The sequence below is a fragment of the Pantoea phytobeneficialis genome, from assembly GCF_009728735.1.
In the GTDB taxonomy this organism is placed as follows: domain Bacteria; phylum Pseudomonadota; class Gammaproteobacteria; order Enterobacterales; family Enterobacteriaceae; genus Pantoea; species Pantoea phytobeneficialis.
The window spans coordinates 2978590-2992275 of the sequence record NZ_CP024636.1 but is presented as its reverse complement, the minus strand read 5'-3'; the positions used below and the strand labels follow the sequence as shown (position 1 = coordinate 2992275).

12 protein-coding genes are annotated in these 13686 nt (G+C 55.1%); 2 read left to right on the top strand and 10 right to left on the bottom strand.

Going from position 1 to position 13686, the window contains the following annotated elements; translation table 11 throughout:
* The first annotated feature begins 58 nt into the window (after window positions 1-58).
* Both CTZ24_RS13900 and CTZ24_RS13895 read left to right on the top strand, forming a co-directional pair.
* On the top strand, window positions 59-1072 hold the full coding sequence (locus CTZ24_RS13900) for a M4 family metallopeptidase (RefSeq protein WP_208723822.1): 1014 nt from the start codon (window positions 59-61) through the stop codon (window positions 1070-1072).
* A complete protein-coding gene (locus CTZ24_RS13895) occupies window positions 1069-1404 on the top strand; it encodes a protealysin inhibitor emfourin (protein WP_021184341.1) in 336 nt (111 codons plus the stop codon). The genes CTZ24_RS13900 and CTZ24_RS13895 overlap by 4 nt, the downstream gene beginning before the upstream one ends.
* Window positions 1405-1474: 70 nt before the next feature.
* Here the strand turns inward: CTZ24_RS13895 and CTZ24_RS13890 are convergent, their stop codons facing one another.
* The 10 genes from CTZ24_RS13890 to rlmN all read right to left on the bottom strand — a co-directional run bounded on the left by CTZ24_RS13890 (window position 1475) and on the right by rlmN (window position 13618).
* Window positions 1475-3904, bottom strand: coding sequence for a glucose/quinate/shikimate family membrane-bound PQQ-dependent dehydrogenase (locus CTZ24_RS13890; RefSeq protein WP_208723821.1), 2430 nt, complete (start codon window positions 3902-3904; stop codon window positions 1475-1477).
* A 395-nt stretch (window positions 3905-4299) separates the two neighbouring features.
* Complete coding sequence (locus CTZ24_RS13885) at window positions 4300-4527, bottom strand: zinc ribbon domain-containing protein (protein ID WP_021184343.1); 228 nt, start codon at window positions 4525-4527, stop codon at window positions 4300-4302.
* 51 nt (window positions 4528-4578) lie between these two features.
* The gene (der, locus tag CTZ24_RS13880; RefSeq protein ID WP_208723820.1) at window positions 4579-6069 is read right to left on the bottom strand and encodes a ribosome biogenesis GTPase Der; all 1491 of its coding nucleotides are present in this window, start codon (window positions 6067-6069) and stop codon (window positions 4579-4581) included.
* Between the two features lie 156 nt (window positions 6070-6225).
* Window positions 6226-7407, bottom strand: coding sequence for an outer membrane protein assembly factor BamB (gene bamB / locus CTZ24_RS13875; protein ID WP_208723819.1), 1182 nt, complete (start codon window positions 7405-7407; stop codon window positions 6226-6228).
* Between the two features lie 19 nt (window positions 7408-7426).
* Window positions 7427-8044: a YfgM family protein gene (locus CTZ24_RS13870; protein ID WP_021184346.1), complete on the bottom strand. Its 618-nt coding sequence runs from the start codon at window positions 8042-8044 to the stop codon at window positions 7427-7429.
* 38 nt (window positions 8045-8082) lie between these two features.
* Window positions 8083-9357 (bottom strand): histidine--tRNA ligase, encoded by a 1275-nt coding sequence (gene hisS / locus CTZ24_RS13865; protein ID WP_208723818.1) that lies wholly within the window; start codon window positions 9355-9357, stop codon window positions 8083-8085.
* A gap of 103 nt (window positions 9358-9460) precedes the next feature.
* Window positions 9461-10582, bottom strand: coding sequence for a flavodoxin-dependent (E)-4-hydroxy-3-methylbut-2-enyl-diphosphate synthase (ispG, locus tag CTZ24_RS13860; protein ID WP_013510081.1), 1122 nt, complete (start codon window positions 10580-10582; stop codon window positions 9461-9463).
* Between the two features lie 38 nt (window positions 10583-10620).
* Entirely contained in the window at window positions 10621-11646 is a 1026-nt protein-coding gene (rodZ, locus tag CTZ24_RS13855; RefSeq protein WP_208723817.1) for a cytoskeleton protein RodZ, read from the bottom strand.
* Window positions 11636-12370, bottom strand: a complete 735-nt coding sequence (gene pilW, locus CTZ24_RS13850; RefSeq protein WP_208723816.1) for a type IV pilus biogenesis/stability protein PilW — start codon at window positions 12368-12370, stop codon at window positions 11636-11638. Before pilW ends, rodZ begins: the two co-directional genes overlap by 11 nt.
* Before the next feature lie 78 nt (window positions 12371-12448).
* Window positions 12449-13618 carry a dual-specificity RNA methyltransferase RlmN gene (gene rlmN, locus CTZ24_RS13845; protein WP_013510084.1) on the bottom strand — a complete coding sequence of 390 codons (1170 nt, stop codon included), beginning with the start codon at window positions 13616-13618 and terminating at the stop codon, window positions 12449-12451.
* Window positions 13619-13686: the final 68 nt, after the last annotated feature.

Here is a 13686-nt window from a genome sequence, read left to right as displayed (position 1 = left end):
GCGCCACGACCTACCTGGCCTATACTTTCTGACACATTCATCTGTCAGGGAGTCTGATATGCCTTACAGCGTGATTCCACCTTACATGTTACGCAATATTATTGCGCATGGCTCCGCTCCACAGCAGGATTATGCACGCCGCACGCTGACCCATGTTCAACATCTGATGGCCGAACACAAACGCACCACCTCCCCCAACAGCGCGGCCACACCCGGCCAGGTGGTGCGTGCGATTTACGATGCCGAACATACGCAAAATCTGCCCGGCACGCTGTTACGCCAGGAAGGCCAGCCTGGCAACGGTGACGTGGCAGCAGAAGAAGCCTGGGACTATCTCGGGATCACTTACGATTTCTACTGGCAAATCTATCAACGTAACTCGCTGGATAACCGGGGGTTAAAACTGGACGGTACCGTGCATTACGGCAAGGAGTATCAGAACGCGTTCTGGAACGGCCAGCAAATGGTGTTCGGTGACGGCGATGGTGAGATCTTTAATCGTTTTACCATCGCCATCGACGTAGTGGCGCATGAGTTAACCCACGGCGTGACCGAAAGCGAAGCCGGGTTGGTTTATTTCTCACAGCCGGGTGCGCTGAATGAGTCGATGTCGGATGTGTTCGGTTCGCTGGTAAAACAATTTCACCAGCAGCAAACCGCCGATCAGGCCGACTGGATCATCGGGGAAGGGTTGCTGGCAAAAGGGATCAACGGACGCGGCCTGCGCTCCATGTCAGCGCCTGGCACGGCGTATGATGATCCGATGTTAGGAAAAGATCCGCAACCTGCCGATATGGCCCATTACATCGAAACCCGTGATGATAATGGTGGCGTACACCTCAACTCCGGGATTCCTAACCGGGCATTTTATCTCGCTGCCAAAGCGCTGGGCGGTTTTGCCTGGGAACTGGCGGGTCAGGCATGGTACGACACGTTATGCGACCGTAGCCTGCCGCAGGATGCGAATTTCAGCACCTTTGCTGGCTTTACCATCCAGCATGCCAGCAAACGCTTTAATCGCTCGGTGGCGGATGCAATTCAATCTGCATGGCAGGAGGTTGGTGTAATGTGAACATTCCCCCACTCACCGATGATGCGATTATTGAACTGGCTCGCGAAGGCGGGCTGGCTTTTATCCCACATTTACGTGGCGAACGCCGTTTTGCCCTGGCGCAATTGCCTGAACCACAAAAACACCGGGTATGCAGCGTGCTTGAGCAGGCGATGTCACTGGGTGAACCAGAAGATCAGGCTGCCAGCATGGGGCGTGGCGATCAACGCTATTTTCGCCTGCAAATCAGTTATGCCACCCATCAGCAGTCAGGAACGATTGTGATACTGATTCCTGAGCAGGTTGCGCCACCCGAGCTGGAAGCGCTGTGGCGAGATGGCGAACAGGCATAAAAAAAGGACCGGCGATGTCGGTCCTTTTTTCGTTTACCCGGCCAGCAGGCACTGGCCGAGGCAGTGACGGTTACGGCAGAGCGTAGGCGATCACGTAATCACCACGGTCCGGAGACTGACGAGCACCACCTGCGGAGATCAGGATGTACTGTTTGCCGGTTTTCGGAGACACGTAGCTGATCGGGCCACCCTGGCTACCTACTGGCAGACGGGCTTTCCACACTTCTTTACCGGTTGAGCTGTCAAACGCACGCAGGTAGTAATCCTGAGTACCGGCGAAGAATACCAGGCCACCCTGCGTTGCCAGAGAGCCACCCAGCGTCGGCATACCAATAGGCATCTGAGCGTGCATCTTGATACCGAACGGACCGGTATCCTGCACCGTACCTACCGGCACCTGCCAGACAATCTGACGGGTCTTCATATCAATCGCAGACATGGTACCGAACGGCGGAGCCTGGCACGGAATACCCAGCGGAGACATAAAGCGGTTTTTGTTGACTGCATACGGTGTGCCTTTCAGCGGGACCGCACCCATACCGGTGTTCACCGCTTCGCCACCATTGCTGGTAGCTGCTTTGCTGGTGTCCTGCGGAACCATCTGCACCCACAGGCCCAGACGCATATCGTTGACGAACATGTACTGGTTGTTCGGATCAAACGAGATGCTACCCCAGTTCATACCACCCAGTGAACCCGGGAAGCTGAGGGACACATCGGTGTCCGGCACGGTAAACAGGCCGTTGTAACGCATGGATTTGAAGCTGATACGACACATCAGTTGGTCGAACGGCGTAGCACCCCACATATCAGACTCTTTCAGGGTCTGGTTACCGATGTTCGGCATTTCTACCGAGTGCGGTTGGGTTTTGGTGTATTGCTCGTTCGGGATGTGGCCCTGCGGCATCGGCAGTTCTTCAACTTTGGTCAAAGGCTTGCCGGTCAGGCGGTCCAGTACCCAAATCATACCGGTTTTCGCACCGATCACGACCGCAGGCTTAGTGGTGCCATCCTTCATCGGGAAGTCAACCAGGCTCGGCTGCATCGGCAGGTCGAAGTCCCACAGATCGTTATGGACGGTCTGGTAAACCCACTTCTCTTCACCGGTAGTCGCATCAAGCGCCAGAATAGATGCGCCGAATTTGTGATCCAGTTTGGTACGATCTGCACCATACAGGTCAACAGACGAGCTACCCATCGGCAGGAACACGGTGTTCATCGCCGGATCGTAGGACATTGGTGCCCAGGAGTTCGGGGTGCTGCGGGTATAGTCTTTGCCCGGCATTAGTACGGCATTCGGGTCCACGTTGCCTGGGTCAAACGCCCAACGCATCTGGCCAGTGATGACGTCGAAGCCACGCAGTACGCCGCCCGGCATGTCGGTTTGCACGTTATCAGCAACACGACCGCCCACCACTACAGTGGTACCTGCCATCGCAGGTGCGGAAGTCAGCTGATACTGCGGGTCTGGTGCGTTGCCGAGGCCCGCTTTCAGATCCACCACGCCGTGGTTACCGAAATCTTCACAGAACTCACCGTTGTCAGCATTGATAGCAATCAGACGCGCATCGATGGTGTTCATCAAGATGCGACGCTGACAGGTATCACCCGCCGCCAGAGTCACCGGGGTCACCGGCGTTGAGCCAGGTTGAGTCGGTTGCGTCAGCGGTTTGGTCGCGTCAAAGTACGCCAGGCCACGGCAGCGGTTCCACACCTGAGACTGGGCGTTGATTTCACGTTTCCAGATCTGCTTACCGGTATCAGCCGCAACCGCAATCACGTTGTTGTGTGGCGTACACAGGTACAGGGTGTTGCCAACCTGCAACGGGGTTTCCTGATCTTCCGCGCCGTTACCGGTCGGGCTGATCGGGGTATCACCGGTGTGGAACGTCCAGGCGACTTGCAGATCCTTGACGTTATCACGCGTGATCTGGTCCAACGCCACAAAGCGATTACCCCCCGGGGTGTTACCGTAATTGTCCCAGTTTTTCTGCTGTTTCGCTTTATCCACCGGAATCAGCGGCAGCTCTTTGCCTTCAAAAGCCACGGTCGGATGAGGCTGGAACATCTGAACAAAGGTCACCACCATGCCCACGGCAATCACCGCAGACAGCGCGTAAGAGACTTTAGCCAGCGAGGTTTTGCCCTCAGCTTTGCGCAATGCAGGCCAGGTCAGGAACGCCAGCAGCATCAGGCCAGCAGGGACCATCAGGCGTGAAACCAGCGGCCAGAATACCCAACCCGCATCCACCAGCGCCCAAATCAGGGTGCCAGCGAAGACCAGAATAAACAGGGTAACGGCTGAAGATTTACGACGGAAGAATTGAACCGCCGACAGCAGCATAACAATACCGCTGATCAGGAAGTACCAGCTGCCGCCAAGAGAAACCAGCTTACCACCGCCGATGGCGAAGAACAGGCCAACGGCCAACAGGACCAGTCCGAACAATACAGACCAGATGCTCAACCCTTTACAGGGGCGAGCGGGATTTTCTGCCATAACACAAACTCTCCTGAAAAAATAAAGCGCAGGTGCCAGATATGGGTGCTTTCCGGTCACAGATCCCGTGCCCTGCCTGTGGCAGGAATCGTTTCGTTTACGTCTTTATTTTAGAACTATTGGTACGGGTGCGACGCCCGAGATGCAGTCTTGTGAGGAAGGACACAGCGAAGCGCTATTGATGTTCGCCACAAGGCGGCAGGATTGTACCACCTGGTACATTAAAAAGTGAACATCCATAACGCAGGAGTTACTGGGTAATAGCATTTTTGCTACAAATCCAGTCGTAACTTATTAAAATTTAAGAAGCTGAAATAGCATATTTCCGTAGCGGCGCGATTTATTGCGCGGGGGTTTCTTACATCGAGCGCGGAATTGCGCGATAAATCGCACCGCTACGATTCGGCGACGTCGGGGATAAACGTCACCCGCTTTTTCGAAATCAGGCCGTCGCCGTGCTGGCAAAAATAATCCACTGCGCCACAGGCTTTCAGCACCTGCAACGGTTGATGGCAATCCGGGCAGATGGCGATCTCACCAAAATGGCTGCCGCAATGGCGACAATCGAATCCCGCATCGCTGTGGGTGAGTAATTGCTGACAGTTGGGGCAATGGGCGCTCATATCGTTCTCCAGACAGATAAAAAAATGAGGGCCAATCTGGCCCTCATCATCTTATTTCTTGTTCTTTTTCAGGTGCGCCATCAGACGCTTACGTTTACGCTGCTGCGTTGGCGTCAGCAGGTTACGTTTGCCTGCATAGGGGTTATCCCCTTCTTTGAACTGAATACGAATCGGCGTACCCATAACGTTCAGTGAACGGCGGAAGTAGTTCATCAGATAACGTTTGTAGGAATCAGGCAGATCCTTCACCTGGTTACCATGAATCACCACAATCGGCGGGTTATAACCACCGGCATGCGCGTATTTAAGCTTCACGCGACGACCACGCACCAGCGGCGGCTGATGGTCTTCGGCAGCCATATTCATGATGCGCGTCAGCATCGAGGTATTCACACGCTTGGTGGAACAATCGTAAGCTTCGGTCACTGACTCAAACAGGTTACCCACACCACTGCCGTGCAGGGCCGAGATAAAGTGCACACGCGCGAAGTCGATAAAGCCCAGACGGAAATCCAGCGTCTCTTTCACTTCATCTTTCACTTCCTGCGACAGGCCATCCCATTTGTTGACCACGATGACCAGTGAGCGCCCACTGTTCAGGATAAAGCCCAACAGCGACAGATCCTGATCGGAAATGCCCGCACGCGCATCAATCACCAGCATCACTACGTTAGCGTCTTCAATCGCCTGTAGGGTCTTAATTACCGAGAATTTCTCCACGGTGTCGGTGATTTTTCCGCGTTTACGTACACCGGCGGTGTCGATCAGAATATATTCACGATCGTCACGCTCCATCGGGATGTAGATGCTGTCACGCGTGGTACCCGGCATGTCATACACCACCACACGGTCTTCACCGAGGATACGGTTAGTAAGCGTTGACTTACCCACGTTAGGACGGCCCACAATCGCCAGTTTGATTGGCAGCGTGGTCGGGTCGAAGTCATCTTCTTCCTCTTCTTCCAGCGTCTCACCGTTCTCTTCTGCCGCTAACGCCGCCCAGTAGGCTTCGTTTTCGTCCTCTTCGCTGACTTCCAGCGGTGCCACTTCGTCCATCCACGGCAGCAGTGCCGTTTCCAGCAACGATGTCACGCCACGACCATGAGAGGCCGCGATTGCATGAATCTCACCGAGGCCGAGCGCGTAGAAATCCAGCACCGCCGCTTCCGGATCAAGACCGTCCGTTTTGTTCGCCACCAGGAACGTGGCCTTCTCACGCGCACGCAGGTGATTGGCGATCTGCTGATCGGCTGGCATCACACCCGCACGGGCATCCACCAGGAACAACACCACATCCGCTTCTTCAATCGCCAGCAGCGATTGTTCCGCCATGCGGTTTTCGACGCCTTCTTCGGTGCCATCGATACCACCGGTATCAATAACAATAAATTCGCGCCCTTCAACTTCGGCGCGACCATATTTGCGATCGCGAGTCAGTCCAGGAAAATCCGCCACCAGCGCATCACGGGTGCGCGTTAAGCGGTTAAACAGCGTAGATTTTCCCACATTGGGACGCCCAACCAGCGCGACCACAGGTACCATAACACTTGCCTCAGTTTTTAAAATTTAATCGCCCGAATGGCGTGATTATAACGGCATTTGCCGTAAGGTTCAGGCTGAAGGCGCTAAGAATACCATAAAAACGAAACGGCCCCTGAACAATCAGGAGCCGTCGTAACCTACAGCCAGACCAGGCCCTTAACGGGAGATGGCGTAAACCTCACCGTCTTTTGACTGAATCAGCAGCTTGTCACCCGCCACCACCGGTTCGGTCTGGAAGCCGGAGCTGTCGAGTTTCTGCTGTGCCACAAAGCGGCCATCCAGCGTATTGATCCAGTGCACGTAGCCTTCACTGTCACCCACCACCAGGTAGCCGTCAAACAGCACCGGGGAAGTCAGGTTACGGTGCAGCAACTCACTCTGACGCCAGATAGCCACACCGCCATCGGCGTTCAGCGCATCGACGCGGTCATTCTGGTCAACCAGGTAAATACGGCCACCATCAACAATCAGATCTTTCACACCACCGATTTCGCGTTTCCAGATAATCTGGCCTGAACGCAGGTCCAGCGCCGTCAGGTTGCCGTTGTAGGCCAGCGCGTAAACCACGCCATTGACGATCACCGGCGTGGTATCGACATCGTTCAGACGATCGATCTCAGTCGCACCACTTGGCTGCGAAATACGCTGCTGCCAAATCAACTGCCCCTGGTTCATGATCACTGCGCTGACGCGACCATTGTCACCGCCAACAATCGCACCGCCGAAGGCAACCGCTGGCGCGGATTCACCACGCAGTGACAGCGCTGGCATATCCAGGTTGACGCTCCACTTGATGGCACCCGTGGCCTGATCCAGTCCCTGCAACTGACCGTTGCTGGTGTGAATCAGTACCAGGCCATCGCTGACCACCGGACGCGACAACGCTTCACCCGCGACCTTCGTCTGCCAGGCAATGCTGCCATCGCTGGTGTTCAGTGCAAAGACCTGACCGCGTTCACTACCGATAAAGATGTGATCGCCGTTCGCGGTGACACCACCTGACAGCAGAGCGGAGATGTTTTTCGAGAAGAAGCCGGTCTTCTCAGAGAGATTCACTTTCCATTTTTCTTTGCCGTTGCTGGCATCAAGCGCTTTCACCACGCCAAAGCGGTCAGCCGCATAGACGGTACCGTCCTGCCAGGCCGGATGCAGATTGGAGTAGAAATCACCCACACCATCGCCAACCGAGGTACTCCACGCGGTTTGCGGCGTAAACTGGTTTTCAACCTTCGGCAGCGGGGCCATTTTCACTACATCTTCTTCGCCGCTGAACAGCGAGCAACCGCTGAGCAGGGTGACTGAAATCAGCCCTGGCAGCAGGTATTTACGTAATTCCATGTGCGCTCTCTTGACTGGCTTAACTTAAGTTATTCATCTTCATCTGCAACATTTGCTTCAGTGCCGGAGAAGCTTGCGACTCCGCACCTTTGCTCCAGGCATCACGCGCGCCCTGCTTGTCGCCTTTGCTCAGCAGCGCTTCGCCACGAATGTCCGCTACGATAGCTGTCCAGCCATCACCCTTAACATTGTTGAGGGTAGAAAGTGCGGCATCGGCCTGATTTTGTTGCAGTTGAATGCGTGCCAGACGCAGGTTAATTACCGCCTGCAAGTTGGCATCTTTGGTATCTTTCAGCCCGCTCTGCAACAGAGCGATGGCTTTGTCCAGCTGGTTGGTCTCAACGTACTGCTTCGCCAGGTCCAGAGACGCCAGCGCACCGTAGGTGTTGTTGTTTGCACTGGCAAAACTGGCAACCGCTTCCAGCGTTTGCGGCTTATCAGCCTGCATGGCACTGGTCAGCTGCTGATACTGTGCTGAGGCTGCTTTATCGGCACCTGCTTGATGGCTGGCCCAAAAACGCCAGCCACCCAATGCTGCGATACCAATGACAACGCCTACCGCCAGCGCCTTGCCATTGTTGGCAAAAAAGCGACGCAGCGCATCAACCTGTTCGTTTTCGTTGCTGTAAACTTCCACGCAATCTTTCTCCTAAAAATGGCTGTTGCGATGCACGCTTACTGCAACAGCGTGCGCAACGTCGCGGCGGCTTCACTCTGGGCCAGCGTCTGCTGATCGCCGGTACGCAGGTCTTTAATCACTACCTGCCCGGTTGCCACTTCATCTTCACCCAGCACCAGCGCAATGCGCGCGCCCCACTTGTCTGCACGGGCAAACTGCTTCTTGAAGTTACCACCACCGAAGTTGGTCATCAGCTTCAATTGTGGGTCAGCATCACGCAGTTTTTCCGCCAGTTGCATCGCGGCAGACTGTACGCCCTGCCCCGAAGCGATAACATAGACATCAACAATGCGCGTCGGTTCAAATTCCGGGTTAACGGCCTGAACCAGCAACACCATGCGCTCCATTCCCATGGCAAATCCAACGGCTGGCGTCGCGCGACCGCCCAGTTGCTCCACCAGGCCATCATAGCGACCACCCGCACACACTGTGCCTTGTGAACCCAGCGCACTGGTCACCCACTCAAACACGGTACGGTTGTAATAGTCGAGACCACGTACCAGGCGTTGGTTGATGCTGTACTTGATACCGGCATCATCCAGCAGAGCACACAGGCCACTGAAGTGCGCGCGGGAGTCTTCATCAAGGAAGTCACCCAGCGTCGGCGCATCATTCAACAGCTGCTGGACGTCCGGATTTTTGCTATCAAGCACACGCAGTGGATTGGTGTACATGCGGCGTTTGCAATCTTCGTCCAGCACCTCTTTGTGCTTTTCGAGGAAGGCCACCAGCGCGTCACGATAGTTGGCACGCGCTTCCAGGGAACCGATAGAGTTCAGCTCCAGTTGGACATGGTCGGCGATACCCAGCGCTTTCCACCAGCGCGCGGTCATCATAATCAGTTCCGCGTCAATATCGGGTCCTTGCAGACCAAACACTTCCGCACCCATCTGGTGGAACTGACGGTAACGACCTTTCTGGGGGCGCTCATAACGGAACATCGGGCCCATGTACCACAGACGCTGCTCCTGGTTATACAGCAAACCGTGTTCGATACCGGCGCGCACGCAGCCCGCCGTGCCTTCAGGACGCAGCGTCAGGCTTTCGCCATTGCGGTCCTCAAAGGTGTACATCTCTTTTTCAACCACGTCGGTGACTTCACCAATCGCGCGGCTGAACAACGGAGTCTGCTCAACGATCGGCAGGCGAATTTCACTGAAACCATAGCTGGCCAGCACCTGCTTGAGCGTACCTTCAATACGCTGCCAGATTGCCGTATCTGCTGGCAGGTAATCGTTCATCCCGCGAATCGCTTGAATATTCTTCGCCACGTTAGAATCTCTTAAGACAAAAAAACCTGTCCGGCATCATACCTTATGAGGATGAAACCGCACAGGTTCAATCACAAACGGGTACGCGGATGCGTACCTTCCCTTATTTTTCCAGCTGCTGCACGTTGATGCGACGGCTTTCGTCCAGCATCGATGCCTTGGCACGAATACGCGCCTCCAACTGGTCGATCATGTCCTGATTGTCGAGGCGGTCGCGCTGACGCACGCCATCTTCGTAGAAACCACTTTTCTTATTACCGCCGGTCACACCGAGCGTGGAGACGGTCGCTTCGCCAGGTCCGTTGACCACGCATCCAATAATCGAGACATCCATCGGCGTGATGATGTCTTCAAGGCGTTCCTCGAGCGCATTCACCGTGCCGATCACATCAAACTCCTGACGCGAACAGGTCGGACAGGCAATAAAGTTGATGCCGCGTGAGCGAATACGCAGTGATTTGAGGATGTCATAACCGACTTTGACTTCTTCCACCGGATCGGCCGCCAACGAAATACGCAGCGTATCGCCGATTCCTTCAGACAGCAGCAGCCCTAAACCGATAGCGGATTTCACCGCACCGGCACGCGCGCCGCCCGCTTCAGTGATCCCGAGGTGCAGCGGTTGATCGATGGCTTTCGCCAGCAGGCGATAAGATTCCACCGCGAGGAAGACATCCGAGGCTTTGACGCTGACTTTGAACTGATCAAAGTTGAGACGATCGAGGTGATCCACATGGCGCATCGCTGATTCCAGCAGCGCCTGCGGCGTGGGTTCGCCGTACTTTTCCTGCAAATCTTTTTCCAGTGAACCGGCGTTAACGCCGATACGGATCGGAATATTGTAGTGACGTGCGCAATCCACTACCTGACGAATACGCTCGTTGTTGCCGATATTGCCTGGGTTAATACGCAGACAATCGACACCGTATTCCGCGACTTTCAGTGCAATGCGGTAGTCAAAGTGAATATCCGCCACCAGCGGCACATTGACCTGTTGCTTAATCAGTTTGAAGGCTTCCGCCGCATCCATCGTCGGCACTGAGACACGGACGATATCAACGCCCACGCGCTCCAGCGCTTTGATCTGATTGACCGTCGCTTCAACATCCGTGGTGCGGGTGTTGGTCATCGACTGAACGGCAATAGGCGCACCATCGCCGACTGGCACCTTGCCGACGTAAATCCGCGTTGATTTGCGACGGATAATGGGTGCTTCGTTATGCATATTCTCTCTCCACAATTGCCCGGCAGGTGAGGTGCGCGTTATTGCGCACCCACGGTCAGACGAGCAACCTGGTTATTACGGATAAAACGACTCAAATCAACGGGCTGATTCTGATATTGCACCTGCACAGCCGCTGGCGCACCAATTTTCAGACGATACGGAGGCTGACCGGCAAGGCTAAGTTTACCGCCACTGCGTTGCAGGCCGCTGAACAGCTTTTTACCGCTCGCGTCGGTCACTTCCAGCCAGCAGTCGGCACTGAAGTTCATCACCAGCGCGTTTGGATCGCTCGGTGCCTGGCTTACGCCAGCGCCACCGGTGGGCAACTGACCTTCCACGCTATTGACCGGCGCAGGAGAGGTCGCAGGTGGCGGTGTGGTATCGACCGGAGCCTGGCTCGGGGATACCACCGCGTTGTCATTGCTTTGTGCGGCTGACGCAGCAGGCGTTGTTGCTGGCGCAGTGCTGCTCTGAGCGGATGTGTTCGGGGTAGCAACCGCACCCGCACCGTTATCCACTGGCGTGCCGGCACCGTTAATATCGGCATCGGCAGTGGTGTCGTTGCTGCTGTTATCGCCCAACGGAATTGACTGGCTGTTATCGCTGTTGCTGCCGTTCTGGTCAGCCATCGACACCAGTTCCTCCTGAGAGGCTTTATGGTTCTGCCACCACCAGGCACCGGTTAAACCGATGACGACAAAGATCACCAACCAGGTGAAGATCATCAGCCAGCCATCACGTTTCTTACGGCGTTTACCCAAGGAGAAGCTCTGCATCGGCTCGATTTTGGCGGCACGCACCGGTGCCTGTTTCGCCATCATCGGCAACAAGTCGTCCTCCGGTACATGCACCAGACGCGCGTAGGAACGAATGTAACCGCGCAGGAAAGTGGAGGCTAAATCGGCTGGCGACTTGTCCTCTTCAATATCACGTACGGTGGAAAGTTTCAGGCACAGGCGTTCGGCGACGTTTTGCTGGGTCAGCCCCATCTGCTCACGGGCCAGTCGCAGGCGTTCACCTGTGGAATGTACTGCAGATTTCTCTTGAGTGGCTTCAGTATTCATTAGCTAAATAACGCTGGTACTGTATCGATTGTGGAAAACTTCGCGCCAACCGGTCGCCATAACGTGTAACGTCAGCAGCGTTTCCCTGTTGCGCGGCGAAACGTATCTGTAACCATAAACTGTCTGCACTGGCAGGCAGCCTGTGGTCATAAACCTCTAAGAGCAGTGAAACCTTGTTCCACGCTTGCTGATCAAACTGCCTTTCCGCCTCCGTCAGCAGTTGCCTGCCCTGCTCCGGTGCTTCATCCAACGCGCGAGTTAATTGCCCCCGCGCAGCGGCATTATCTTCAGCTTGCAGGTAACAATAGCCCGAAAATAATAATGCATCGTGACGGGCGTCGGGTTCCTGCGCATCAGCCGCTAACTTAAACTGTTGATGCGATTCGTCATACTGCCTCAAACCGCAGAGAAACGCACCGTAATTGTTAGCGACGTAACCGTTGGCAGGAGCCAGTTGCTGCGCGCGCTGGTAGTACCAACGCGTTTGCGCGATATTCTGCTGCGCCTGAGCCACGCGTGCAAGCGCCAAAGGAACACGATAGTCCTGTGGCGCAGCTTGTTGTGCTCGCAGCAAATTACGCTGCGCAGACGGAAAATCCTGCACCGCCAGATAGTGCAATCCAAGCTGCAAACGAATATCTGCCGCGCCCTGATGCGCGGGCTCACTGACACAACCGGTTACAACAAAGCCTGCCAATAACACTGCCGGTAATCCCTTACTCATTGTCCGTTCTCCCTGAGTGATTCAGGCGGAAGAGACTGACATGAGTTGCGCCTGGTGAATATCACCAGGCGCGGAGTTTCAGAGCGCCTTCACAGAGATGGCTTCACCGGCCATCTTTTTACGCATGGTACGTTTGGTACGGTCGATAACATCGCCCGCTAACTGACCACAGGCGGCATCAATATCGTCACCACGGGTTTTACGCACGATGGTGGTAAAACCATACTCCATCAAGACTTTAGAGAAACGATCAACGCGACTGTTGGAGCTGCGGCCATACGGCGCACCCGGGAAGGGGTTCCACGGAATCAGGTTGATTTTACTCGGCGTGTCTTTCAGCAATTCGGCCAACTGATGGGCATCGTCAGTGCTGTCATTAACGTGATCCAGCAGCACGTACTCGATAGTGACGCGTCCCTGGTTCGCATTCGACTTCGCCAGGTAACGTTTCACCGCCGCGAGGAAGGTTTCGATGTTGTATTTCTTGTTAATCGGCACGATGTCATCGCGCAGCTTGTCGTTCGGTGCGTGCAGTGAGATTGCCAATGCGACGTCAATCATATCGCCCAGCTTATCCAGCGCCGGAACCACACCTGAGGTCGACAAGGTTACGCGACGTTTGGACAGACCAAAACCGAAGTCATCCAGCATGATTTCCATCGCCGGTACAACGTTGTTGAGGTTCAGCAACGGTTCGCCCATGCCCATCATCACCACGTTGGTGATCGGACGCTGGCCGGTCACTTTGGCGGCACCGATAATTTTCGCCGCACGCCACACCTGACCGATAATTTCTGATACGCGCAGGTTACGGTTAAAACCTTGCTGCGCCGTCGAACAGAATTTGCACTCCAGTGCACAACCTACCTGGGAAGAGACGCACAGCGTAGCGCGGTCATCTTCAGGGATGTACACGGTTTCCACCAGTTGGTCGCCCACGCGGATCGCCCATTTGATGGTGCCATCGCTGGATCGCTTCTCTTCAGCCACTTCCGGGGCGCGAATCTCAGTGAGCTGCATCAGTTTGCCACGCAGCACTTTGTTGATGTCAGTCATCTGCTCGAAATCATCGCAGCAGTAGTGATACATCCACTTCATTACCTGATCGGCACGAAATGGTTTTTCACCCAGCGAAACAAAGAATTCGCGCATTTGCTGACGGTTGAGATCCAGCAGGTTAATTTTTTCGTTTTTTGGGGAGACAACCACGGGGGAAGCGGACGACGGCGTCACAATCTGTTCGGACATAATGTTCTCTGGCCTCGTTGTTACACGTTATGGCTCTGGTTAAGAATAGGAAAAAAACAGCGCCCTTG

Coding starts and splice junctions, on each gene's coding strand:
- CTZ24_RS13900 (WP_208723822.1), top strand. CDS start 59: ATGCCTTACAGCGTGATTCCACCTTACATGTTACGCAATATTATTGCG.
- CTZ24_RS13890 (WP_208723821.1), bottom strand. CDS start 3,904: ATGGCAGAAAATCCCGCTCGCCCCTGTAAAGGGTTGAGCATCTGGTCT.
- CTZ24_RS13885 (WP_021184343.1), bottom strand. CDS start 4,527: ATGAGCGCCCATTGCCCCAACTGTCAGCAATTACTCACCCACAGCGAT.
- der (WP_208723820.1), bottom strand. CDS start 6,069: ATGGTACCTGTGGTCGCGCTGGTTGGGCGTCCCAATGTGGGAAAATCT.
- bamB (WP_208723819.1), bottom strand. CDS start 7,407: ATGGAATTACGTAAATACCTGCTGCCAGGGCTGATTTCAGTCACCCTG.
- ispG (WP_013510081.1), bottom strand. CDS start 10,582: ATGCATAACGAAGCACCCATTATCCGTCGCAAATCAACGCGGATTTAC.
- rodZ (WP_208723817.1), bottom strand. CDS start 11,646: ATGAATACTGAAGCCACTCAAGAGAAATCTGCAGTACATTCCACAGGT.
- pilW (WP_208723816.1), bottom strand. CDS start 12,370: ATGAGTAAGGGATTACCGGCAGTGTTATTGGCAGGCTTTGTTGTAACC.
- rlmN (WP_013510084.1), bottom strand. CDS start 13,618: ATGTCCGAACAGATTGTGACGCCGTCGTCCGCTTCCCCCGTGGTTGTC.